We start from the raw sequence: 23,757 nt of genomic DNA on the forward strand, positions 1-23,757 counted from the left end.
GTGACGCGTTACACGACCTTTATGGGTGACACGCCGGGCGGTTACGCGGCTTCGGAAGCTTGATTGCGTACCGTGCGCGGCGAAGGTAGCCCACACGGAGGAAAGATGGCAGACGGTAAGCACGTCGGACGGCACCGGCTCGGAACGCCGGGGCTGGTGCACTGTGTCCTCCATCGTCCCGTGGCCGAGGCCCTCGCCGAATATCGGCGCACGTGGCTGAGCGCGCTCCTGGTCCCCGCCAAGCACAGCTTCGCCGGACTCCGTCGCAGGGCGCGCGCCGCCGCGCTCGACCGCATCTGGGTGCCGGCCGTCCGGCCCGCCACCTCCTGATCTCCCCCGCGCAACCAGTCACCTACTTGCGCTGATCTTTCCCGCAATTCGGCACCTGGTTGCGTTCCTTGCGCGCGCAAGGAACGCAACCAGGTGCCGAATTGCGTAAGAAAGCGGCCCCGGTCCGTGGAGGACCGGGGCCGCTTTCTGTCAGCTACTGGCTGAGCGCCTGGATCAGGCAGCGCCGCCCGAGAGCTTCTCGCGGAGAGCCGCGAGCTGCTCGTCGCTGGCGAGCGTGCCACCACTCTTGGCCTCGGCCGGAGCGGAGGTGTAGCTCTGCTCGCCCGAGTCGCTCGAGGAAGAAGTGACACCGGTCGCGGCGTCCGCAGCGGCCTCGGCGTCGGCCTCGGCGGCCTTGACGACCTGCTTCATGTGAGCCTCGTAGCGGGTGTGAGCCTCGGCGTACTGACGCTCCCACTCCTCACGCTGCTTGTCGAAGCCTTCCTGCCACTCCTGGGTGTCCGGGTCGAAGCCTTCGGGGTAGATGTAGTTGCCCTCGGCGTCGTACTCGGCGGCCATGCCGTACTGAGTGGGGTCGAACTCGGTCTCCGGCGTGACGCCCTCGTTCGCCTGCTTCAGCGACAGCGAGATGCGACGACGCTCGAGGTCGATGTCGATGACCTTGACCATCACGTCGCCGTTGACCTGGACGACCTGCTCCGGGATCTCCACGTGGCGCTCGGCCAGCTCGGAGATGTGCACCAGGCCCTCGATGCCCTCTTCGACGCGCACGAACGCACCGAACGGAACGAGCTTGGTGACCTTGCCCGGCACGATCTGGCCGATCGCGTGGGTGCGGGCGAACTGACGCCACGGGTCTTCCTGGGTCGCCTTCAGCGACAGCGAGACGCGCTCGCGGTCCATGTCGACGTCCAGAACCTCGACCGTGACCTCCTGGCCGACCTCGACGACCTCGGACGGGTGGTCGATGTGCTTCCAGGACAGCTCGGAGACGTGCACCAGGCCGTCGACGCCACCCAGGTCCACGAAGGCACCGAAGTTGACGATGGACGACACGACACCCTTGCGGACCTGACCCTTGGCGAGCGCGTTGAGGAACTCGCTGCGCACCTCGGACTGGGTCTGCTCCAGGTAGGCGCGGCGGGACAGGACCACGTTGTTGCGGTTCTTGTCCAGCTCGATGATCTTCGCCTCGAGCTCGCGGCCGACGTACGGCTGCAGGTCGCGCACACGGCGCATCTCGACCAGCGACGCCGGCAGGAAGCCGCGCAGGCCGATGTCCAGGATGAGGCCGCCCTTGACGACCTCGATGACGGTGCCCTTGACGGGCTCGTCCTTCTCCTTGAGCTCCTCGATCGTGCCCCAGGCGCGCTCGTACTGCGCACGCTTCTTGGACAGGATCAGACGGCCTTCCTTGTCCTCCTTCTGGAGGACCAGGGCTTCGACCTCATCGCCGACGGTGACAACCTCAGCCGGGTCGACATCGTGCTTGATGGAGAGCTCGCGCGAGGGGATGACACCCTCGGTCTTGTAGCCGATGTCGAGCAGGACCTCGTCACGATCAACCTTGACGATGGTTCCTTCGACGATGTCGCCATCGTTGAAGTACTTGATCGTCTTGTCGATCGCTGCGAGGAAATCTTCCTCCGACCCGATGTCGTTGATAGCGACCTGCGGGGCCCCAGTGGGGGCGGTCGGGGCGGTGGCGGTGTCGGTCGTCATTAGGCGGGTTGCTCCGGTGGATGGGAAGTAGTGGGTTTGCGGTTAGTGCACCATGGGCTCTCCGGCATGAGGTGACCACACAAGCAAACGTCCACAGGGAACGACCGCGAGCATCACCGCATCCGGTGCGCGACCCCCTGACCCGGACGCTGAGCGAACCGGGGGAAAGAGCAGCGCGAACCCACTGCGCTAACAGATATCCTACGCGGCCCCCTGTACACGGCACAATCAGGGTCGCCCCCACGATCACGGCGGGCGGATAAACTGTCCCGCGAAGCCCTGACCTGGGGAAAGGATATCGGTTTGAGCCAGCAGTCCGCCACCGAGCCCGAACGGCACGCAGAGGCCGAGGAGCGGCTCGGCACCGCGGGGGTCGCCTACCGGGCGGTTTCCGCTCCCGAGGCGACGGCCGCGAACCTGGCGTGGTGGGACGCCGACGCCGACGACTACCAGGCGACCCACGGCGGTTTCCTCGGCGACGCGGACTTCGTCTGGTGCCCGGAGGGCGTCCGCGAGGCCGACGTGGCACTTCTGGGTGAACTCGGCGGCAAGCGGATCCTGGAGGTCGGCTGCGGGCAGGCGGCGTGTTCGCGCTGGCTCGCGGCGCAGGGCGCCGAGGCGGTCGCGACCGATCTGTCGGCCGGCATGCTGCGGCACGCGAGGGAGGGCAACGAGCGCACCGGCACCCCCGTGCCGCTCGTGCAGGCGACGGCGGAGTCGCTCCCGTTCGCCGACGCGAGCTTCGACGCGGCCTGCTCGGCCTTCGGCGCGGTCCCGTTCGTGGCATCGGTGGATGTCGTGTTCGCCGAAGTCCACCGGGTGCTCAAGCCGGGTGCCCGCTGGGTGTTCTCGGTGACCCATCCGATGCGCTGGATCTTCCCCGACGATCCCGGTCCGCTGGGCCTCACGGTCACCCAGCCGTACTTCGACCGCACGCCGTACGTCGAGGTCGACGAAGAGGGCGTCGCGACCTACGTCGAGTACCACCGCACCGTCGGCGACTACGTCCGCGCGCTCGCCGACGCCGGGTTCGCGCTGACGGACCTCATCGAGCCCGCCTGGCCGGAGGGGCACTCCCGCACTTGGGGACAGTGGAGCCCGTTGCGCGGCAAGCTCTTCCCTGGCACCGCGATCTTCTGCACCCAGCGGGGATGACGTCGGCGGCGGAGCGGCAACGGGCGCGGTTCGCCGCGCTCGACCCGCTGCTTCCGTCGCCGCCCCCGCTCCCGCCCGGCGACCCCCTGGAGGCGGGCGGCGCCATCGGGACGGTCGCGCACGTGCGGTTCGCCGCGGGTTCCTGGCAGCGGCTCTGGGGTCCGGCGCGGCTCCAGATCCTGTCGGCGGTCCTCCCCGCCGACGCCGGCGCGGGAATGAGCGCGCTGCTGTCCGCCTGGCGTGAGCGGATCGCGCTCGCCGACGCCGAACCCGATTCGGCGTGCACGGTCACCTGGCCCAGCCGGGACGTCGCCGTCATGCGTGCTTTTCTCGACCACGGGCTCGTGCCGCAGCTGGCGCTGGCCGTCCGCGCGCCCGCCAAGGGTGACGCCCATACCGTGCCCGGCGTGACCGTCCGGGAGTCCTCGGGCGGCGACCTGGAGGAGATCGTCGAGCTCCGGTTCGAAGAACTTCGCTACACCTCGTTCGTCGGCCACGGTGTCGTCCGGCCAGGGGCCAAGGCCCTGCTCGCGGAGGAGGTCCGGCGCGGCCTGCAGTTCGGCGGCCGCGTCTGGATCGCCGAGGAGGAAGGGGTCACGGTGGGGATGGTGACCAGCGGAAAGCGCTCCCCGATCCCCGGTGACGCACTCGCCGGGCGACTGCCGCCGGGCGAGTGGGGCTATGTCGGGACGCTCGCGGTCACCGGCGCCGCACGGGGCCGCGGCATCGGGCGCGCGCTGACCGCCGTCGCGCACGACGAGCTGTTCTCGCCGTCGCTGCGCGGTACCTTCGTCTCGTACAATCCCACCAATCCGCTTTCCCCGGTGTTCTGGCACCGGCAGGGTTATCGTCCACTGTGGACGACGTGGGCGGCGGGCCCCGCGGCGGCCCTGCGGTAGCGGTGCCCGGCGCGGTCGACCCTGGGGACGGGATGGAAATCGAGAAGAAGTTGCTCGACGCGCACCGCACCCGGTTCGCGGCGATCGACCGGCTCCTGCCCGAAGCGGCTCCACCCCCGGTCGTCGGCGAACGCGTGGACGCCGCCACGGCCTCGGGCGTCCAGGTCACCGGCGTGGTGCAGCGGCAGTTGCACGGTCCGGACGACGTCCCCCTGCTCTGGTCGGCCGCCGACGTGCGGCAGCTGTTCCCGTTCATCGGCGGCGCCGGCACCGAGGGCATGGACGTGCTGCTGCGCGCGTGGCGGACGTGGATGGACGCCGAATCCCCCGGCGAGGATTCGTCGTGCGTGGTCAACTGGCCGAGCCGGGACGCCGAGGCGATCCGCGCCTTCCTCGACCACGGCCTGGTGCCGATGTCCGCGCTCGCCGTACGCACCGGCCACCGCCGCGAAGACCCGGCAGGCGACGGGGTGACCGTCCGCCGGGCCCGGTACGAAGACTTCGACGACGTACTCGCGATGGCCGTGTCGACCCACGACTACATCGGCCAGGTCGCCACCCGGCACCGCTCGAACGCCGCCGAACTGCTCGCCCCGGCACTGGAACGCGCGCTCGACAAGGACGCCCCGCTGCTGTGGCTTGCCGAACGGGACGGCACGGTCGCCGCGTTCGCACACGCCGCCTGGGTCATTTCGTCACCGGGGTCGGCCGAGGCCGAACTGCTCCCCCACGGCCGCTGGGGCTACGTCAACAACGTCGTCACCGTGGCGGGACTGCGCGGGAGCGGGCTCGGCCGCGCTCTGATGTCCGTGGTGCACGGGGAGTTCGCAGGCGACGGCGCGGACGGCACGTACCTCTATTACAACCCGACCAACCCGCTCTCTTCGGTGTTCTGGCACCGGCAGGGTTATCGTCCACTGTGGACGTCCTGGGAGGTCCATCCGGCGTCGGCGCTGCGCTAGCCGAAAGTCACGGCGAGTCGTCCGGTTTGCGGAGGTTTCGTCACTCTTGCGTGTGACATGGGCCCCCCACGGTTGTATACCTCCCAGGTCAGGGCTAACTTTTGAACTGACCAGTCAGTTTAAGTTCCGCGAGTCACCGACCTGGGAGTTCTTCGTGCGGGTTCAAGCCGACAGGGTGTCCGTGACCGGACCCCACGGCACGTTGCTGTCGCCTACTTCGCTCACGGTTTCGGGCGGTGAGCTGGCGATCGTGCACGGCGAGCCAGGGGTCGGCGTCACCGCCTTCGGGCTGGCGCTGGCGGGCAGGCTGAAGCCCGCCACCGGGACGGTGACCGTCGAGGGCGGCGACCCGCGGAAGGTCGTCGTGATCGTCGACTCCCCCGGCGTGAGCGAACCGGACGGCGCGTTGTCGCTGCAGGTCGTCGTCGGCGAGGAACTCGAACTCGCGAAGCGCCCGGCGAACAAGGCCGCCGTGGCGAGCTGGCTGGCCGAGCACGACGCCGCCGCCTTCGCCACCACCCGGTTCGAGAACCTCGAAGCGGTGACGCGCACCCGGCTGCTCACCGCGCTGGCCGCTAGTCGCGAGGGCGTCGGCGTACTGGTGCTCGACACCCCGGACAGGCACACCAGCGACGTCGACAGCTGGGCGAAGCTCGCCCGCGAGCACGCCGGGCGCGGCCTCGCCGTGATCGTGCTGACCGCCACCACCCCGGTTTCGGCCCTGCCGGAGAAGCCCGCTCGCTGCGGCGCTCTCGAGCAGCCCGACCCTGTGCGCTGCGCGCCCGTCGAGGCGGAGGCCGAGCCGGAGGAAACCGAAGAGACCGCGAAGACTTCAGGAGACCAGGAATGAACCCCGTCCGGATCGCCGCGAACGAGCTGCGCCGGCTGAGCAGCGGCACCCTGCCGAAACTCGCCATGGCCGCGCTCGTCCTGGTGCCGCTGCTGTACGCGTCCTTCTACCTCTACGCGAACTTCGACCCGTACTCGCGCCTGGACAAGCTGCCCGCCGCCGTCTTCACCTCGGACGCCGGTTCGAAGGACTCCGCCGGTGCGGAGCGCAACGTCGGCCGCGAGGTGACCGACGAGCTGGTCAAATCCGGCACTTTCCAGTGGCACGAGGTCTCCCCCGAGGAGGCCGCCAAGGGCGTCCGCGACGACAAGTACTCGTTCGCCATCGGCATCCCGCGTGACTTCTCCGCGGCGTTGCTGTCCTCGGGCAACTTCCAGCCCCAGCAGGCGACCATCACGCTGACCACCAACGACGCCAACAACTACCTGTCGGGGACCATCGCGAAACAGGTGGCCGAACAGGTCCGCAAGACGATCGCGGAGAAGGTCGGCAGCGAGGCGGCGGACAAGTTCCTGGTCGGTTTCTCCACGATCTACGGCAAGATCCAAGAAGCCTCGACAGGCGCTTCGCAGCTCGCCGACGGCGCGGGCAAGCTCAAATCGGGTCAGCAGCAGCTGGCCGACGGCGCCTCCCAGCTCGCCTCCGGCAGTTCCCAGCTGGCGACCGGGCTCGGCACCCTGAAATCCAGTACCGCCCAGCTCCCGGCCCAGACGAAGAAACTCGCCGATGGCGCCGGTCAGGTCGCCGACGGGAACCAGAAGGTCGCCGACGCGGCTTCGCTCGCGGCGACGGCCTCCGGGGACATCCAGGCCAAACTCGACGGCTACCGCACCCAGCTCGCGCAGGACCTGCGCGACGCCGGCCTCCCCGAGACGAAGGTGCAGGAGATCCTCAGCCGCCTCGACACCCTCCGTTCGCCGGTCGACCAGGCGAACACGAAGATCCAGGGCGCGAACAGCCAGCTCATCCAGCTCGCCTCCGGCGCGCGGCAGGTGTCCGACGGCGCACACCAGCTGGCCTCCGCCACGCCGCAGCTCACCAGCGGCATCGCGCAGGCCGCCGACGCTTCGGTGCAGATCCGGGACGGCGCCGCGAAGCTGAACGACGGCGAGAAGACCGCGGTGACCGGCACGAACCAGCTCGCCGACGGCGCCGTGCAACTGCGTGACGGACTCGCCGCCGGGCTCAAGGAGATCCCGAACCCCGACGATCCCACCCGCGCGGCGACCGCCAACACCATCGCCGACCCGGTCGCGGTCAGCTCCTCCGGCGTCGCCTCGGCGGGGACCTACGGCGCGGGGCTCGCCCCGTTCTTCATCTCGCTCGCGACCTGGATCGGCGCGTTCGTGCTGTTCCTCTTGCTGCGCCCGCTCTCGACCCGCGCGCTGACCGCCGGCGCTTCGCCGTTCAAGGTCGCGCTCGGCGGCTGGCTGTCGTCGGCTCTGCTGGGCATCGCGCAGGTGATCGTGCTGTTCGGCGCGGTGACCTGGCTGGTCGGCATCGACGTCGCGCATCCGCTCGGCGCGATCGGGTTCGCCATCCTCGTCTCGCTCACCTTCACCGCCGTGGTGCACGCGCTCAACGCCTTCTTCGGTGCCGTCGGGAAGTTCCTCGGCCTGGTGCTGTTGGTGCTTCAACTGGTCAGCGCGGGCGGCACGTTCCCGTGGCAGACGATCCCGGACGCGTTGTACCCGTTGCACATCGTGCTGCCGATGGGTTACGCGATCGACGGGTTCCGGCACCTGCTCTACAGTGGCGCCTCGATGGAGATCCTCGGTGACATCGGTGTCCTGGTCGCGTATCTCGTCGGCGGGATCCTGGTTTCGACGCTGGCGGCGCGGAAACGGCGCACCTGGACGGTGTCGGCGCTGAAACCCGAGCTGGCGTTGTGAGTCCCCGGGGTGAGGCGACGAAGCAGAAGCTGTTCGAGGCGACGCTGAGGCTGTCCGCCAGCCGCGGCCTCGTCGGGCTGACGGTGGACGACATCGCGGCCGAGGCGAAGGTCGCCAAAGGCACCGTCTACTACAACTTCGGCAGCAAGGACGGTCTCGTCGACGCACTGCTGCGCTACGGCGTCGGCGTGCTCGCGGACCGGCTGCGCGCGGCCACCGGCGACGGCGACCCGATGGACGTGATCGAGTCGCAAGTGGACGGTGCGCTGGAGTTCATCGCCGAATACCCCGGTTTCTCGCAGATCCTGGTGAGCGAGATGTGGCGCACGCCAGGGACCTGGCACGAGACGCTGACGTTGCTGCGCGAGGAGATCATCTCGATCGTGCGCGACCAGCTCCACCGGCTGGACGCCGCCGGGCGGCTGCCCGACGGCGTCCAGATCCCGACGGCCGCGGCCGGGTTGTTCGGCACGATGCTGGTGGTCGCCCTCGACTGGCAGGTGTTCCAGCCGAAGCGGACACGGGCGGACGTGCGGGAATCGGTGATGGTGCTGGTCCGGGGCCTCGGGCGCTAGCTGAAGGACGCTTTCCCCGCATCGCATGCGACGAAAGCGTCCTTCACCGCGTCTTATGCGGGGAAAGTCCCCTTCAGCTCTCGGTGTCCCGGGCCCACTTCAGCTTGACCTCGAAGTTGCCTTCCAGGCCCGTTTTCGCGATCACCGCACCTGCTTGAGCGGTCAGCTTGACGCCGAACTTGAGCTCGACCTCGTCCGGTCCCCTGGTCATCGACCGGAAAGTGTCCAGTGCCGCCGTGGCCGCCTCCTTCACGTTCGCCAGCGCCGCCTCGAACGACCCCTTGGCGTCCTCGACCAGGTCGTCGCGCCGGGAGACGCGGGAGGTGCCAGGGACGGGGTCGATCTCGACGACCACCGAACCTCCGCCTTCGAGCGGGAACCGAGCCAGGTCGTTCACCGATGCTCCTTCACTGTCCACAGGGGATCTTCAACCATTCGCCCGGCTGGATGCTCTTCCGGACGTCTTCGAGTTGCTTCAGCAGGATGTCCAGCCGGTCGCGGTTGCTCAGGTACTCCAGGACGGCGCGGTGGAAGGCGCCGGTCATCGTCGCGGGCATCAGGTCCGAGGCGTCGAAGCACAGAGCGGAAGCCGAGGTGATCCTGTCCGCGACCCGCCTGCTCACCTGATCCGGATAGACGTCGAGGCCGAGTTGCCGGTTGGCGGAAAACGCGTTCGCGCGGGGAATCGACGGCCAGATCCGCTGTGCCTTCTCCGAGGCCAGGAATTCGATCAGCTTCCGCGCCTGGGGCGTGTCCTGGAACATTCCGGCGAGGTCGGCGGCGACCTCGGAGACGTCACGTCCCGGGAAGGACAGGAAGTCGAAATCGATGCCCGGCTTGGGGAACGACCCGTCGGGTCGCTTGAAGTTCTGGTAGCGGCTCATGATGAACGACGCCTGGTGTTCGAGCGCGCATCCCGGCGGCTCGGTGAACATCGCCTTGCCCGCGTCGCCGAAGTCCGTCAGCAGCGCGGCCGCGGTGCCGCCGCGGATGGCGGCGGGCTCGAGCACGGAACCCCAGTCGCGCCAGGCCTGTTCGACCTCCGGCGACGTCCACTGCAAGCCGCCGGACGCCCACTGCCGGTACTTGTCCGGTCCCGCCGAGTGCAGCAGGATGTCCTCGATCCAGTCGGTTCCCGGCCAGCCCGAGGCCGGCGGGGCGCCCATCCCGACGCACCAGGGCGTGCCGCCCGCCGCCGTCAATCCGGCGGAATACGTGCGAAGCCCCTCGAACGTCGTCGGGCGGATCCCGGTCAGCCGCGCCGGGTTGTACCAGATCAGGCTCTTCAGATCGGCCTTCACCGCGACGGCGTACAACTTCTGGGTGCCGATCTGCTGCAGGGTGACCCATTGCTGGCTGAACGACCGCGTCACCGCGGCGGAGAGTGCGTCGTCGAGCGGCAGCAGATCGCCCGACTTCTGGTACTTCGCCAGCACCCCGGCGTTGGGCAGGACGGCCACGTCCGGCGGTCGACCGCGTTGGACGTCCGAAGCGAGCACCTGGTCGACCGCGCGGGTGCCTTCGTAGAGGTAGTCGATCCCGGTGTCGGCCTTGAACGCGTCCAGCACCTGCCGGAACGCCTTCTCCTCTTCCCCTGTCCAGGACGCGAGGACGACGACCGGCCCGTCGTCCGCCGACGCCGAACAGCCGCCCGCGACCAGCGAGAGCGCCATCAGCACGGCCAGCAGGCGGTTCACGGGCGGTACCGGTACTCGTCGATCCGGGCGTGCAGCCCGAGCAGGACCAGCGCGCCCGCGAGCAGGGTGCCCGCCGGGATCAGGAACTCCCGCCCGCCGGATTCGGCCGCCGCGGAGGCGTCGGCCGCCACCGCCTTCGCGCCCGCGGTGGCCACCCGGGTGTTGTCCGTCGCCACCGTGGTGGCCTGCCGCGCCCGCGCCCGGAACTCGTCGACGGTCACTCCGCATCCCTGCTCCTCGTCGCAGTACTCGGCCAGCAGGTCGGCGAGCCGTCGCTGGCCGGCGTCGTCGGCCGCCTTGATCTGCGCGGACCTCGCGGCGGCGACGCCGTCGAGCCGTTCCCCGACCGAGTCCAGCCGGTCACGGCTGACCAGGGTGAACACCAGGGCGACCCCGATGGCGGCGATCAACGCGGTCGCCACGAGCAGCGGGACGTTCGCCACGCGGCGGAACCGTTTCCGCAGATACAGCTGGGTGAGGACCAGCAGCACCAGGAGGGCCAGCACCGGCAGCAACCAAAGCGGAAGCATCGCGGGGCTCATCCCGGTGGCCGACAGTTGCCGGTTCAGCGCCTCGCGTTGCCTGGTCTGCAACGCTTCCAGCTCCTCCAGGACACCGCCCGCGGCGTGCAGGAGCCGTGAGGCGTGCCAGAGGTCGACAGCGCCGAGCACGGCGGCGTCCGGCTGACGGAAGTGCACGTCGGCCTGCCCGATGGAGCCCGAGTAGGCCGCGACCTGGCTTTCCACCACCTGCAGCGCGTTACCGCCCGCCTCACCCGCCTGGTTGAACTCCGCGACCCTCGCGAGGCTCTGGCTCGCCAGCGCCAGCTGATTCGAGTACTCCTGCCCCGGACCGGCGAGTCTCGCCTCGCCGGAGGCGAAACTCGTGATCGCGGCGGCGTCGGCGGCCACCAGTGCGGCCCGCGCGGCGGTCACTTCGAGTACCGCCTGCGCGGTCCGGTCGCGGACGGTCTCGGCCGTCTTCTGGACGTTCTGGAACGCCCACAGCGAAACCACCAGGACCGCGAGGGTGAGCGCGAGCAGGGCGGTGCGGAGCCGGACCAGCCGTACGCGGGTCGCCGTCACGAAACGGCCTCGCCGAACGGTCTTCCGCAGCCGACGCAGAAGTTCGCCCCGGCGGGGGAAAGAGCGGGGCAGTCGGCACAGGCGACCGGTGACGCGTCGGGCATCGGCCGATCTTCCTGCGGAAGGGCGATTTCCGAAACCCTCGACGGGATGACGACGTGCAAGGCGTGGCTGCGTGTCGCGTCCGGGCGCAGGCGCACGACCCCTTTCTCCGCGTCCACGATCTCCACGACCCCCGCGAGACGGGTGAGCGTTTCTTCGTCGCCCGCGGCGGTGGCCAGCGCGACCGCCCGGCCCCACTCCCGTTCGGCCCCTGCCCGGTCACCCGCCGCGTAGGCGTCGCCGCCCGCGGTCAGCGCGTCGCCGAGATCGGCCTGCGCCGCGTACTTCGAGACCATCGGGTGAATCAGCGTCGGCGGGATCGGGTCGTGGGTCCATCGCCCCGCGATGGCCAGCGCGTCCTCCTCGATCGAGGCGCCGGGAACGGGAACGAGTTCCGTCCAGGCGAGCTGACGGTCCTGCCCGTGGCTGGGTTCGAGGTCCGGATCGAGATCGAGGATCAGCTGGTAGTCCCGCGTCTCGTCACTCGCGAACGAGCCGAGCGAGAGCTCCAGTTCGCGGACGGCGACCTCGTGGCACCGGTCGGTGAGGTCGTACTCGTCGGGGAACACCTGCTTGATCGACCGCAGCCTGCTGAACGGCATGGTGCCGACGCGCAGCCGGACCTCGGGCAGCACCTTCGTCATCGCGTTCTCGATCAGCTGCCGGAAATCCTCCGCGAGCTTGTCGTCCTCGACGACGGAGTCGACGTTCCCGCGCAGCACCCGGCCGATCTGGGTGAGTTCGGCGGGTTCCCAGCCATCGCCGATCCCCCTGGCGTCGCAGACGAACCGGCCCTCGCAGCCGTTCAGCACACTCATCAGGTCGGCCCTGGTCTGCGAATCGTTGCGGCCGTCGGTGAGCAGGATCGCGTGGCGGACGGCGTCGGGTACGCCTTCGAAGAGGTCGCGCGCCTTCGCGAGCCAGGCGCCCATCGCAGTGCCGCCGACGGCCGCCAGGTGCTCGACCGCGGCGCGTGCCTCCGCCCGGGTCGCCGCGGACGCGGTCACCAGGCCGTCCTCGGCCGGGTAGATCATCTTCGCGCGGTCGGTGCCCTGGATGACGGCGAACCGCACGCCGTCGGGCAAGACGTCGATGGCCGCCACCGCGGCTCGCCGTGCCTCGCCGATCTTGGTGCTGGGAAAGCGCATCGAACTGGAGCAGTCGATCATCAGGACTTCGGCGGCCGTCCTGGCGACGGCCGCCTCACCGCCGCGGGAGACCACCCGGACGATCGCCGTCATCGCCCGGTCCCTCTCGGCCAGGAACTTGTTCTGGTGCACCTCAAGACCCAGACTCGGCTCCCCGCTCATCAGTCCCCTTTCTTCCCAGGTGAACCCGCGACCGCGATCGACCTCGGCAAGGCGCTCACACCAAGGTCACCGGTCTCACCGAGTTGGCGAGGTCGATCAGCACGTCGTGCGCTTCCGGCGCGGGCGCGTGGTGGGCGAGCCGCCGGTACGACTTGTCGAGCACGGTGCGGGCGCCCGTCTCGTCCGCCCGCAGGATCTCGCCGCCGGTGATCCCGTCCTGCCCGAGGAGCACGGCCGCCAGTCCCGTCTCGCGCACGGCCGTCACCAGCCTGTCGAGGGAGTCTCCGTCGAGGTCCAACGCGGTCAACCGGACCACGGCGTCGTCGAGTTCGGCCGACGCGGGGAGGTCCCCCGTGCCCGGCATCGGCGCGGACAGCACCCGCACCCCGGCGATCCGCGCGGCCTCGTCGTAGCGCGAGAACTCCGGGACCTGGTCGAGGATTTCGACGGCGGCGGCCCGGTTTCCCCGCTGCAGCCGGACCCGCGCGAGCCCGAACGCCGCGCTGACCTGGGACCGGTCGCGCACCCACAGGGCGTCGTAGTACCGCTCGGCGGCGGCCGCGCCGTTGAGGTGCTCTTCGCAGAGGCCCAGCGCGAGTTTCGGCGGCTCCTCGCCGGGGATGTCGCGGTACACCGCGGTGAACTTCTCCTTGGCCGCGGCGAAATCGCCCGCGCCGAGCGCGAGCAGTCCCCGATGCCACGCCACCCGCCAGTCATGGGCGGCGCGCTCGCCGAGCAGCCGTTCGGCCGCCGCCACCGCCAGTGCGCCCTCGACGGTCGCGCCGAGTTCCAGCTGTGCCCGGCACCGGCGGAATCCGACCTCCACCGAACCCGGCACCTTGTCGAGTTTCTTCAGCAACCGCGCCGCGTCGGGGGCCCGGACGGCACGGAGGAAGTTCGCCTGCGGATCGTCCGGATCCTCACGCGGCACCGGCAGGCCGAGGGCTATCTCCACGGCTGTCGGGCGCGCGCCGAGCGAGACCGGTGTCCCCCGCGTCCAGTGCTCCAGCGGCGGCGCCTGGCCGAGTCCCGCGTCGAGCAGGACCGCCCCTTCGGCGAACAGCGTCGATCCGGCTGGCCGGGATTGCTTGTCCCGCAAGGAAAGGATTTCGCTGAGTACGCCGTCGAGCTGGGCAAGCATCTCGCGCGCGGTCGCGAACCGCTGCTCGAACGGAGCGGTCGCCCGGTCGAGGACGCGGATGAACGATTCGATGCCGAACCGGACGCCGCGCGCGTCCGTGGTGACCGACCAGCCGTCGCTGGCCTGGAAGAGCTCCCGCAAGGTCACGCCGACGGTGTGGATGTCGGACCGGACGGTGAGGCCGTGTTTCGCCCGTTCGCGCGGGGTCACCTGATAGTGCTCGGTCCCGACGGTCGGGCTCTCGTCGTCGGAGATCTTGCGGATGGCGCCGAAATCGATGAGCTTGATCCGCTTCTCGCCGTGGATCACGTTGTCCGGCTTCATGTCGCAGTACAGCAGACCCTCGCCGTGCAGGTAGTCGAGCGCGGTCAGGATCTCGCGCCCGTACGCCACGACGTGCTCGACCAGCAGCCGCCCTTCGCTCGAATCCAGCCCGGCCCGGCCGCGGTTCTTGATCTCCCGCAAGGAAAGCCCGTCGACGAACTCCATGACGATGTAGCGGAACTCCTCGTGCTCGACCACGTCGAGGATCCGGACGACGTTCGGATGGTCCAGCGCGGTGAGCACCTGGCTTTCGGTCTCCGCGATCCGCACGGCGGCGGTGTTGTTCGTGTTGATCAGGCCCTTGAGCGCGACGTACCGGTCGCCGAGCCCGGAATCCGTTGCCAGGTAGACGAAACCGAGTCCGCCGCGCGCGACGCAGCCGAGTACGTGATAGCGGCCGTCGACCACGTCACCCGCCGCGAGCTTCGGCGAGAAGGAGAACGGCGTCCGGCAGACCGGACAGAATCCCTCGGTGGGCGCGGGACCGCCGCCGATCGAGCGGCCGACCGGGGTGGCCGTGCACCCGTGCTTGCCGCAGAACCGTTCCTCCTCCGGGACATGCGGTTCGGTCAGCAGGCGGCCCGCGAGGTCGGGCAGTTCGACGATCGGCAGCGGGACCCGGTCGTCCGCGGTCGCGTGGCCCGCGATCTGCTGGGAGCGGGTGACCACGGTGCTGGTGATCCTGGTCGGCGCCTCGCCGGGACCGGGGATCACCAGGGTCGGCTTCTCCCGGGGCGCGGGCTCTTCGGGCGTTCCGGGTGGCAGCCCGCAGATCTTGCAGAAGCCGGTCCTGCCCAGCATGCCGGGGCAGCCGTCGTGTCCGCAGGCCGTCATCCGTCGATCCGTTTCCGTACGGTGTCCGCGTATCGCTCGACGGCGGCCGCCGCGGCCGCGAGGTCGCACGGTCCTTCGAAGAGCGTCCGCCACGCGGGGGCGTAGGCGGCATCCAGTTCGACGTCTTCGACGAAGCCGCTGTTACGGGCCATTTCCCCGTACGCGTCGAGCCGGGCGCGCAATTCCGCGCGCCGGGCGAGGTGCTCGTCGAGAAGGCGGCGGAAGTCGCGGGCGCGGTCGATGGTCCTGGCGACGGCTCGCTCGCAGACCGGAAGCTGCCGTTTCACCCACTCGGAGTCGCCGTCCTGCTCCGCCGACCGCAGTTGCGTCAACGCGCCTGTCAGCCGTCGTGCCTTGGCATGGACTTGCTGGACGTCGGTGAAGCGGGGCGCGTCGCCCAGATTGTCCTTCTCCAGCCGGGCAAGTTCACCCAATCGGATTTCCAGCAGGGCGAGACGGCCCTCGATGTCGTCGTCGCCGGCGGGCAGGACGTCGGTGCTCGACCGGACCACGCTCACCCCCGGCGAGGTCTCCTCGCGGAAGGCCAGCGCGAGCCGCAGCCCGAGTTCGTGCGCGCGCTGGGCCAGCGGCACGAGCACGTCACCGACGAGTTCGTCGGGTTCGGCCGCTTCGTCGATCCCGTAGACGACGACCGTGCGGCCGGACCCGTGACGGCCGGCGGGCGAGTCCGCAGCGACGTCGAGCCGGTCGGAGATGCGGCGCCGGACCTCGTCCGCGGTCTTGCCGACCGCGTCGACGGCGAGCACGACACTGCCCACGGGCGGCACCGTCGGCCCGGTCGCGCTCCGGCCCGCTCCGTGTTCGCGGTCGGCGAGGACGACCGCGCGCCGCAACGAGGCGGCGACGGCGGAATCGTCCTCGCCCATGATGATCACCCGGACATCCGCCTGGCCGTGGCCGCCGAGCCAGCGGGCGAATTCGCGGGCGAACAGCACGTCCATCGCGGGCGGCTCCGGGTACTGCACGAAACCGGGGTCGATCGCGGGGCTGCCCTCGGCCCAGCGGCGCAGTTCCGGCAGGTAACCGAGCATGGTCTCGACCGGGATCATCCAGGAGACGCGGGCGGCCTCGGTCGCGTACCGGGTCGCGACCATGCCGACGACGTGCCCGGTCTTGTCGGCGATCACCGCGGAACCGCTGAATCCGTGGGTGATCGGCTCGGTGTCGGGAGTGCGGTGCAGCTGGACCCGTTCGAGACCGTGCCCGCCGTCGCCGACGACGGTCGCCAGCGACCACATGCCGTCAGAACCGGACGGGAAGCCGAACGCGCGGACGCGCTGGCCGTCCTCGAGTGCGGTCCGGTGGAGCGGGGCGCCGGTGATCTGCTCCTCGGCGTCACGCAATCGGAGCAGTGCGATGTCCCCGCCGTCGTCGCCGATGGGTGCCGCCTGCGCGACGATTGTGGCGATTCCCGGCTCCACACCGGGAAGCGCCACGAAATCCACCGCGACGCCGTCGTGGCCTTCGATCACATGAGCGCAGGTGAGGAGGTGTTCACCGTCGAGCATGGTCCCGGCGCCCAGGATCCGCCCACGATGATCGCGCAGCCGCACCCGCCAGCGTCTGCGCTCGGAAGTCACGCGGAAGACCCTACCGATCGTGAGTGGTAATGACGGTTCTGACCGTCATTACCACTCACGAAGCCTAATGCGCGGCGTCGTTCCAGGACCGTCCGTACCCGACCGAGACCTCCAGCGGCACGGCCAGTTCGTAGGCCGAGCCCATTCCCTGGCGCACCAACGCTTCCAGCTGCTCGCGCTCGCCATCGGCGACTTCGAGGACGAGTTCGTCGTGGACCTGCAGCAGCACGCGGCTCTTCAGCTTCGCCTCGGTCAGCGCCTTGTGCACGTTGAGCATGGCGACCTTGATGATGTCGGCCGCGCTGCCCTGGATGGGGGCGTTGAGCGCCATCCGCTCGGCCATCTCGCGGCGCTGCCGGTTGTCGCTGTTGAGGTCCGGCAGATAACGACGGCGGCCGAAGATCGTCTCGGTGTAGCCGACCTTCGCCGCGTCACCCACGACAGAGTGAAGGTAATCGCGTACGCCGCCGAAGCGGGAGAAGTACGCCTCCATCTGTTCCTTGGCGTCTTCGGTCGAGATCCGCAGCTGCTGCGAAAGCCCGTACGCCGAAAGCCCGTACGCCAGGCCGTACGACATCGCCTTGACCCGGAACCGCAGTTCCGGCGTGATCTCCTCCGGCGGCAGCGAGAACGCGCGCGACGCCACGAACGTGTGCAGGTCCTCGCCGCTGTTGAAGGCCTGGATCAGGCCCTCGTCCTGCGAGAGGTGCGCCATGATCCGCATTTCGATCTGGCTGTAGTCCGCCGTCATCAGTTCGGCGTATCCGTCGCCGACGATGAAGGCGTCGCGGATGCGGCGGCCTTCCTCGGTGCGGATCGGGATGTTCTGCAGGTTCGGGTCGACCGAGGACAGCCGGCCCGTGGCGGCGATCGTCTGCAAAAGCGTTGTGTGGATGCGGCCGTCGTCGGCGACCGACTTGATCAGGCCCTCGACGGTGGTGCGCAGCCGGGTCGCGTCCCGGTGCTCCAGCAGATGCTGCAGGAACGGGTGCTCGGTCTTCTCGAACAGGCTCTGCAGCGCCTCGGCGTCGGTGGTGTAACCGGTCTTGGTGCGCTTGGTCTTCGGCATGCCGAGCTCGTCGAACAGGATGACCTGGAGCTGCTTCGGCGAACCGAGGTTGACCTGCTTGCCGATGACCGCGTACGCCTCGTCCGCGGCCTGCGTGACCCGGTTGAGGTAATGCGCTTCCAGATCGGTCAGATGCTCGATGTCGACCGCGATCCCCGCCGCTTCGAGCCCGGTGATCACCTGCAGGAGCGGCAGTTCGAGCTCGGCGAGCAGCTGCGCGCCGCCGAGTTCTTCGAGTTCCTTGGTCAGCGCGCCCGCGAGCTCGGCGACCGCGCGGGCCTTGACCAGCTCGGCCTGGATCTCCTTCTGTTCCATGTCCTCGGCGCCACCGTCGAGCAGCGAAAGCTGCCCGTCCCCGGTGTCGGCCTCGGAACGCAGCTCGCGGTGCAGGTACCGCAGGGCCAGGTCGTCGAGCTCGAAGGTGCGCTGCCCAGGGCGGACCAGGTACGCCGCGAGCGCGGTGTCCATGACGAGCCCGGCGAACGTCCAGCCACGCGCCCGGACGGCGTGCAACGGGACCTTGAGCTCGTGGCCGATCTTCTGGATCTTCTCGTCGGCGAGCCAGGCCGTGAGCGCCTTGTCGTCTTCGGCGTCCATCAATGTGACGTCGACATACGCGCCTTCGCCATCCGCGGCCGCGAAGGAGATGGCCTTCAGATCGGCGCGGACCGAGGCCCCCGTGGTGCGGAACGCCAGGCCGACCGGCTGGTCCTGGCCGGTGTGCGAAGACAGCCATTCCGTCAGTGCGCCCGGGGCGAGCTTCGAGCCGCTGACCTCGAAGCCCTCTTCGGCTTCGGGCTCGGCGCTCTGCAAAGTGGCGAAGAGGCGGTCTCGCAGGACACGGAACTCGAGCTCGTCGAACAGCGCGTGCACGGCCTCGCGGTCCCACGGGCGAAGTTCGAGCATGGTCGGGCCGAGCTCCAGCTCGACGTCGCGGATCAGCTCGGTGAGCTGGCGGTTCAGCATGACCGCGCCGAGATGCTCGCGCAGCGCGTCGCCGACCTTGCCCTTGACCTCGTCGACCCTGTCGATCAGCTCGTTGAAGGAGCCGAACTGCCTGATCCACTTCGCGGCCGTCTTCTCGCCGACGCCCGGGATGCTGGGCAGGTTGTCCGAGGGGTCTCCGCGCAACGCGGCGAAGTCCGGGTACTGCGCCGGGGTGAGGCCGTACTTCTCCTCGACCGCCTCCGGGGTGAACCGCGTCATCTCCGACACGCCGCGCTTCGGGTACAGCACGGTGACCTGGTCGGTCACCAGCTGGAGCGCGTCACGGTCGCCCGTACAGATGAGGACGTCGAAGCCTTCGGCGGTCGCCTGTGTCGTGAGCGTGGCGATGATGTCGTCGGCTTCGTAGTTCTCCTTGGTCAGCGCCGGGATGCCGAGGACCTTCAGCACGTCCTCGACCAGCCCGACCTGGCCCTTGAACTCGTCCGGCGTGGCGCTGCGGTTGGCCTTGTAGTCCTTGAACGTCTCCGAGCGGAACGTCTTGCGGGAGAGGTCGAACGCCACGGCGAGGTGGGTCGGCGCCTCGTCGCGCAGCAGGTTGATGAGCATCGAGGTGAACCCGAATACCGCGTTCGTCGTCTGCCCGGTCTTCGTCTTGAAGTTCTCCGCGGGCAGCGCGAAGAACGCGCGATACGCCATCGAATGGCCGTCGATCAGCAGCAGTTTGGGCCGCTCGGCCTGTGCGGTGACGGGTGTGGCGTTGGCAACGGTCGTGTTCTCACTCGGGCTCACGGGAGCGAGTCTAGGGTGAGGGTCTGACAGTTCTCCTGTCGTGTCGGTTGCGGGCTGTCGGCGACGCTGCCCGGCCCTCTCGGCACAGGAAACCGCCAGGCCCCGCGATCGGGGCGGCAGGGCGTCCTGAGGGCAGGACGTGAGAAAAACTCGATAACGTGCGCCCCGGCGACGCGGTCGCGGGTCGCACGAATGTTAAGGAGCGCTGCGTGACCGAACAAGCCCTCGAATCCTTCGCCGGGATCGACCCGGCCTTCGCCGGACAGCAGCTCAACGACAAGCTCGGGCTCGAAATCAGCGAATTCGGTCCCGAACGCGTCGTGGGCAGCATCCCGGTCGAGGGCAACCTCCAGCCGTACGGCCTCCTCCACGGCGGAGCGAACGCCGTCGTCGCCGAGGCGCTCGGCTCGATGGTGTGCGCGCTCAACGCCGGCACCGACAAGGCGACGATGGGCCTCGAACTCTCCTGCACCCACCACCGGGCGGTCCGGTCCGGGCGGGTGACCGGGGTCGCGACCCCGGTGCACGTCGGCCGCGGGACCGTCACCGCCGAGATCGTGCTGACCGACGACCAGGGGCGCCGCTCCTGCACGGCGCGGCTGACGTGCGTGGTGCGGGAACGGCCGCCGGGCGCCTGAGGCGCCAGCGGGTGCCTGCGGGAAGTCCGTGAAGGCCTCCTTCACTACCTTGAGGGTAGGCAAGGAGGCCCTCACTACGTCCGAAGGACGGCGCTGGGGCTCCAGGTCGCACCGGAGGTACATGAAGGAGTCCTTCATTGCGCCTAGGTGTATTGACCTGCGAAAAGGGAGCGGGGGACCTTTGGTGTCGCGTTCCCGGCGGGCGGGGTGTGTGGATATAGGGACGTTGAGTGTCCCTATATCCACACACCCCTCACTCGCTGTCAGGACCATCGCCGACCGTGTGGATTTTGGTGCGTTGGATGACCAGAAATCCACCCGGTCACCGCGCGGGCGACCGCGAACAGACTTGCAGGACACGGCCTAAGTACGTGAAGGGGTCCTTCACGTACTTTGAGGGCGTGGATCTCGACACGGCTCAGGTGCGGGCGTTCGCCGCCGCCGCCGACCACGGCCATTTCGGTCGCGCGGCAGAATCTCTGTTCCTCACCCAGCAGGCGCTGTCGAAGCGGATCCGGAAGCTCGAGGACGCCCTGTCGGTCCAGCTCTTCAGGCGCACCAACCGGTCCGTCGAACTGACCTCCGACGGTGACCGCTTCCTCCCGCACGCGCGCGAGCTGATCCGGGCCGCGGACGCCGCCGTCGCCGCGATGGGCCTGCAGGACCGCCCGCCGCGCCTCGACGTCATCGACCCGCGCCTGTCCCCCTTGTTCATGCTGCGGCGCATCGCCGAGCGCGACCCGGCCCTCGCGGTCGAGCGTGTCGCCGGGCGTGGGCTGGCCAACGCCCTGGACCCGCTGGTCCGCGGCGAGATCGACCTCGCGTTCGGCCGGGTCGCGGACCTCGGCCGCGAGGTGCCCGCGGAACTCGAGCACCGGCTCGTCCGGCTCGAACCGCTGGTCGCCCTTCTCGCCCCGGAACATCCGCTGGCGAGCAACGAAACGTTGAAACTGTCGGATCTGCGGAACGACGGTATCTGGATTCCGCAATTGGGCGGGCCGATCGAATGGCTTTCTTATTTGCAACGCCTATGCAAAGAATTCGACGTCCCGATCGACGACTCCGGGGTCAGTTACGACCTCCGGCACACACTGGAACAGACCCGTTACGGGAAGCAGCGGGTGACTCTCGCCGGCGCCGACATGGACCTCGCCTCCGATCTCAATCTGCGCGTCCTGCCCTTCGAGCCATCGCCGCTGTTCCCGTGGTCGGTGGTGTGGCGGCGCGGCGAAGGCCCGGCCCTGCGGCGCCTGCTGGCGCTCGCCGGCCGGACCAGCCACGAAGAAGGTTGGTGCGACTACGATCCCGCGCGATCCTGGCTGCCGGACGACGACCTCAGGCAGCTAGGCGCTGCCCGGTGAGTCCGGTCAACGCCTAGGTGCCGGGCGAACCAACGCGTGAGCTCGGCGTCGACCAGCTTCGCGTGTTCCGTCTGCGGAGCGGGTTCGAGGCCGGGCGCCTCGGCGAACTCGTGCGCCATCCCGGGGATGGTGACGAGTTCGGATCGCCGCTCCCCCAACGCCTTGTGCAGGGCTTCGGCCGGTTCGGTGATCGAGACGTCGTCCTCCTCGCCGATGACGAGCAGCACCGGCGCGGTCAGTTCCTCGGCCCGCCGCACGTAGTCGTACTCGTTCGCGACCGCGCGGGACCGGTCCGACCAGTGGTAGGTGATGTCGTAGACCCGTTCGTTCGCCGCGATCACCGGCGCCAGCTGCGTCACCGGGTTCACCAGCGCGGCCGCCGCCACCTCGATCTCGGCGTGGGTCAGCATCTGCAGTGCGACCGCGCCACCCTGCGAACCGCCGACCAGCCCGACCGGACCGTCCTCAATGGACAAGCTCGAGCGCAGCTCCGCCACCGCCGCCGGGAACTCCGCCTCGACCTGCTTGGTGAGCGGTTCGACGACGTTGAGCACGTTGTCCTCGCTCGCGAGGCGGAAGAACCCCTCGAAACCGCCTTCGGGAAACCGTTTCCCGGTCAGTGGCAACCCGAGGTGCACGCGCCACGCGTGCAGTCTCCGCATGGGCAGCGCCGCCGCCATGGCCGCCTCGCTGAACGGCGCGCCCAGCAAATGCCAGGTCAGCACCAACGGCGCCGGGCGCTCCCGGTCCGACGGCGGCAACGCCACGAACGGAACTCCCGCCGCCACGCCTTCGATCGCTTCGACGCTCATCGTCATGTTCTCCCCTGTCTTCGTTTTCGGCTCTGGTGACAGCTAATCGCGAGGTCAGGGCCGAGATCCAACAGCCGTTCGGACCGCGACGACAACCATCGGTTGTCACGCGCAAGAGAAGCGGGGGCACGGTTGACGCCCTTTGGGGCAGCATTGCTACGACGAACGGCCGCCCACGAAGGAGCTGAAAAAGTGCAAGATACGCGGCCGAAACATGATCATTACCCACGAGCATGATCGACGTGGTACCGGTGAATCCCCAGCGTGACCAGCGAAGACTCGCCAACCGGCAACATTCGCCTTTTCGTGCAATTCGTTCTGGTTTCGACCGTCACGATGTGGACACAGAGTGATGGGCGTCTGGGCAGATCATGGCGTAGGGGGATATCTTCCTGCCCTAACCTAGCCCCTGTGTCGGGGGCAACGCCTACCGGCGGCTGGTTGGTCATGGGAGGTAGTCGGTGTCAGGAGTGCGTTTTGGACGGGTTTTCGCCGTCGCGGCGGCTGCGTCGCTGGCGCTGGCGGGCTGTGCCGGCGGCAGCAGCTCGTCCGGCAGCGGTGACAGCAGCACGCTGAAGATCGGGTTCATGGGTGACCTCACCGGTGAGAACTCCGGGATCGTGATCCCGCCCCGCAACGGCGCGAAGCTCGCTATCGACGAGTACAACAAGACGAACCCGGCGACGAAGCTGGAACTGAAGGAGTACGACAGCCAGGGCAAGCCCGAGCAGGCGACGTCGCTGATCGCGACCGCCGTCGGCCAGGACAAGATCACCGCGCTGATCGGCCCGGCCTTCTCCGGTGAGTCGAAGGCCATCGGCGGACAGCTGGAGCAGAACAAGATCCCGAGCGTCTCGCCGTCGGCCACCAACGCGGGTCTGTCCTCGAACGGATGGAAGTACTGGCACCGCGTCGTCGCGAGCGACGCCAGCCAGGGCCCGGCCATCGCCAACTTCCTCATCACGGCGAAGTCGCCCAAGAAGGCCTACATCATCTCGGACGACCAGGAATACAGTGTCGGCCTGGCCGACAACTTCGAGAAGACCTTGAAGGAGAAGAACGTCCCGTCCGAGCGCGACAAGTTCGCCAAGGACGCGTCGGACTACTCCTCGACCGTGCAGAAGGTCAAGGCCGCGAACCCGGACATCATCCTCTTCGGTGGCTACTACGCCCAGGGTGGCCGTCTGCTCAAGCAGCTGCGTGACGGCGGCGTGACCGCCACCTTCGCCACCGGCGACGGTTCGCTCGACGCCCAGCTGGTCAGCGGTGCGGGTGCCGCGGCCGCCGAGAAGGCCGTCGTCGGCTGCCCCTGCAACATCCCGGACGCCGGCTCCACCGACGAGTTCAGCACCAAGTACAAGGCCGCGTACAACGTCGACCCGGCGATCTACTCGAGCGAGGGCTACGACGCCGCGACCGCCATCATCAACGCGGTCAAGGCGGGGGCCACCACCTCGGAGAAGATCAACGAGGCCCTCAAGACGATCGACTTCAAGGGTGCCTCGAAGCAGATCAAGTTCAAGGAGAACGGCGAACCGTCGACGGACGCGATCAACATCTACCAGGTCACCGGTGGCGTCCTCAAGAACCTCGGCGTCTCGACCGAAGCCAAGCTCAACGGCTGACGGAGCAGATAGGAACACCTAACGGAAGCGGGGGCGCTGTGCGAACACAGCACCCCCGCTTCCCGCAAATGTGGC

Annotated in this window: 19 protein-coding genes; 10 read left to right on the top strand and 9 right to left on the bottom strand. The window is 69.0% G+C overall.

Annotated elements, in window-relative coordinates; genetic code table 11:
- Positions 1-105 precede the first annotated feature (105 nt).
- Positions 106-330: a hypothetical protein gene (locus tag ACLJO0_RS37650; RefSeq protein ID WP_125783199.1), complete on the top strand. Its 225-nt coding sequence runs from the start codon at positions 106-108 to the stop codon at positions 328-330.
- Between the two features lie 174 nt (positions 331-504).
- On the opposite strand, the gene rpsA is transcribed toward ACLJO0_RS37650, so the two are convergent.
- Positions 505-2,013 (bottom strand): 30S ribosomal protein S1, encoded by a 1,509-nt coding sequence (rpsA, locus tag ACLJO0_RS37655; RefSeq protein ID WP_125795337.1) that lies wholly within the window; start codon positions 2,011-2,013, stop codon positions 505-507.
- A gap of 303 nt (positions 2,014-2,316) precedes the next feature.
- Here rpsA and ACLJO0_RS37660 point away from each other — a divergent pair, with 303 nt between their 5' ends.
- The 6 genes from ACLJO0_RS37660 (at position 2,317) to ACLJO0_RS37685 (ending at position 8,346) form a co-directional block, all read left to right on the top strand.
- Positions 2,317-3,168, top strand: a complete 852-nt coding sequence (locus tag ACLJO0_RS37660) for a class I SAM-dependent methyltransferase (protein WP_410584164.1) — start codon at positions 2,317-2,319, stop codon at positions 3,166-3,168.
- Positions 3,165-4,067: a GNAT family N-acetyltransferase gene (locus tag ACLJO0_RS37665; protein ID WP_410584166.1), complete on the top strand. Its 903-nt coding sequence runs from the start codon at positions 3,165-3,167 to the stop codon at positions 4,065-4,067. Before ACLJO0_RS37660 ends, ACLJO0_RS37665 begins: the two co-directional genes overlap by 4 nt.
- Positions 4,068-4,099: 32 nt before the next feature.
- Positions 4,100-5,029, top strand: coding sequence for a GNAT family N-acetyltransferase (locus tag ACLJO0_RS37670; protein WP_410584515.1), 930 nt, complete (start codon positions 4,100-4,102; stop codon positions 5,027-5,029).
- A 154-nt stretch (positions 5,030-5,183) separates the two neighbouring features.
- Positions 5,184-5,879 carry an ABC transporter ATP-binding protein gene (locus ACLJO0_RS37675; RefSeq protein ID WP_410584168.1) on the top strand — a complete coding sequence of 232 codons (696 nt, stop codon included), beginning with the start codon at positions 5,184-5,186 and terminating at the stop codon, positions 5,877-5,879.
- The gene (locus tag ACLJO0_RS37680; protein WP_410584170.1) at positions 5,876-7,771 is read left to right on the top strand and encodes a YhgE/Pip family protein; all 1,896 of its coding nucleotides are present in this window, start codon (positions 5,876-5,878) and stop codon (positions 7,769-7,771) included. The genes ACLJO0_RS37675 and ACLJO0_RS37680 overlap by 4 nt, the downstream gene beginning before the upstream one ends.
- Entirely contained in the window at positions 7,768-8,346 is a 579-nt protein-coding gene (locus ACLJO0_RS37685; RefSeq protein WP_125795332.1) for a TetR/AcrR family transcriptional regulator, read from the top strand. Before ACLJO0_RS37680 ends, ACLJO0_RS37685 begins: the two co-directional genes overlap by 4 nt.
- A 73-nt stretch (positions 8,347-8,419) precedes the next feature.
- Here the strand turns inward: ACLJO0_RS37685 and ACLJO0_RS37690 are convergent, their stop codons facing one another.
- The 7 genes from ACLJO0_RS37690 to polA form a co-directional block, all read right to left on the bottom strand.
- Positions 8,420-8,743 carry a CU044_2847 family protein gene (locus tag ACLJO0_RS37690; protein ID WP_410584173.1) on the bottom strand — a complete coding sequence of 108 codons (324 nt, stop codon included), beginning with the start codon at positions 8,741-8,743 and terminating at the stop codon, positions 8,420-8,422.
- A 10-nt stretch (positions 8,744-8,753) separates the two neighbouring features.
- A complete protein-coding gene (locus tag ACLJO0_RS37695; RefSeq protein WP_410584175.1) occupies positions 8,754-10,043 on the bottom strand; it encodes an ABC transporter substrate-binding protein in 1,290 nt (429 codons plus the stop codon).
- Complete coding sequence (locus tag ACLJO0_RS37700; RefSeq protein ID WP_410584177.1) at positions 10,040-11,128, bottom strand: hypothetical protein; 1,089 nt, start codon at positions 11,126-11,128, stop codon at positions 10,040-10,042. The genes ACLJO0_RS37695 and ACLJO0_RS37700 overlap by 4 nt, the downstream gene beginning before the upstream one ends.
- Entirely contained in the window at positions 11,125-12,540 is a 1,416-nt protein-coding gene (locus tag ACLJO0_RS37705) for a VWA domain-containing protein (protein ID WP_410584179.1), read from the bottom strand. Before ACLJO0_RS37705 ends, ACLJO0_RS37700 begins: the two co-directional genes overlap by 4 nt.
- Positions 12,541-12,595: 55 nt before the next feature.
- Positions 12,596-14,839: a tetratricopeptide repeat protein gene (locus ACLJO0_RS37710; protein WP_410584181.1), complete on the bottom strand. Its 2,244-nt coding sequence runs from the start codon at positions 14,837-14,839 to the stop codon at positions 12,596-12,598.
- A complete protein-coding gene (locus ACLJO0_RS37715; RefSeq protein WP_410584183.1) occupies positions 14,836-16,440 on the bottom strand; it encodes a serine protease in 1,605 nt (534 codons plus the stop codon). The genes ACLJO0_RS37710 and ACLJO0_RS37715 overlap by 4 nt, the downstream gene beginning before the upstream one ends.
- A 64-nt stretch (positions 16,441-16,504) precedes the next feature.
- The gene (polA, locus tag ACLJO0_RS37720; protein WP_410584185.1) at positions 16,505-19,246 is read right to left on the bottom strand and encodes a DNA polymerase I; all 2,742 of its coding nucleotides are present in this window, start codon (positions 19,244-19,246) and stop codon (positions 16,505-16,507) included.
- Positions 19,247-19,455: 209 nt separating this feature from the next.
- On the opposite strand from polA, the gene ACLJO0_RS37725 reads away from it, so the two are divergent.
- Positions 19,456-19,884 (top strand): PaaI family thioesterase, encoded by a 429-nt coding sequence (locus ACLJO0_RS37725; protein ID WP_038511292.1) that lies wholly within the window; start codon positions 19,456-19,458, stop codon positions 19,882-19,884.
- Between the two features lie 401 nt (positions 19,885-20,285).
- Positions 20,286-21,245: a LysR family transcriptional regulator gene (locus ACLJO0_RS37730; RefSeq protein WP_410584188.1), complete on the top strand. Its 960-nt coding sequence runs from the start codon at positions 20,286-20,288 to the stop codon at positions 21,243-21,245.
- Here ACLJO0_RS37730 and ACLJO0_RS37735 read toward each other — a convergent pair.
- Complete coding sequence (locus ACLJO0_RS37735; protein ID WP_410584190.1) at positions 21,182-22,063, bottom strand: alpha/beta hydrolase family protein; 882 nt, start codon at positions 22,061-22,063, stop codon at positions 21,182-21,184. The genes ACLJO0_RS37730 and ACLJO0_RS37735 overlap by 64 nt on opposite strands.
- Positions 22,064-22,527: 464 nt before the next feature.
- Here ACLJO0_RS37735 and ACLJO0_RS37740 point away from each other — a divergent pair, with 464 nt between their 5' ends.
- Positions 22,528-23,682, top strand: coding sequence for a branched-chain amino acid ABC transporter substrate-binding protein (locus ACLJO0_RS37740; RefSeq protein ID WP_396554905.1), 1,155 nt, complete (start codon positions 22,528-22,530; stop codon positions 23,680-23,682).
- The last annotated feature ends 75 nt before the right edge of the window (positions 23,683-23,757 follow it).

The sequence above is a fragment of the Amycolatopsis sp. lyj-108 genome (assembly GCF_046549005.1).
In the GTDB taxonomy this organism is placed as follows: domain Bacteria; phylum Actinomycetota; class Actinomycetes; order Mycobacteriales; family Pseudonocardiaceae; genus Amycolatopsis.

What these genes read in the sequence shown, in the direction of transcription:
- ACLJO0_RS37680 (WP_410584170.1), top strand. Translation starts at nt 5,876, where the DNA reads ATGAACCCCGTCCGGATCGCCGCGAACGAGCTGCGCCGGCTGAGCAGC.
- ACLJO0_RS37705 (WP_410584179.1), bottom strand. Translation starts at nt 12,540, where the DNA reads ATGAGCGGGGAGCCGAGTCTGGGTCTTGAGGTGCACCAGAACAAGTTC.
- ACLJO0_RS37735 (WP_410584190.1), bottom strand. Translation starts at nt 22,063, where the DNA reads ATGACGATGAGCGTCGAAGCGATCGAAGGCGTGGCGGCGGGAGTTCCG.
- rpsA (WP_125795337.1), bottom strand. Translation starts at nt 2,013, where the DNA reads ATGACGACCGACACCGCCACCGCCCCGACCGCCCCCACTGGGGCCCCG.
- ACLJO0_RS37650 (WP_125783199.1), top strand. Translation starts at nt 106, where the DNA reads ATGGCAGACGGTAAGCACGTCGGACGGCACCGGCTCGGAACGCCGGGG.
- ACLJO0_RS37710 (WP_410584181.1), bottom strand. Translation starts at nt 14,839, where the DNA reads ATGACGGCCTGCGGACACGACGGCTGCCCCGGCATGCTGGGCAGGACC.
- ACLJO0_RS37665 (WP_410584166.1), top strand. Translation starts at nt 3,165, where the DNA reads ATGACGTCGGCGGCGGAGCGGCAACGGGCGCGGTTCGCCGCGCTCGAC.
- ACLJO0_RS37670 (WP_410584515.1), top strand. Translation starts at nt 4,100, where the DNA reads ATGGAAATCGAGAAGAAGTTGCTCGACGCGCACCGCACCCGGTTCGCG.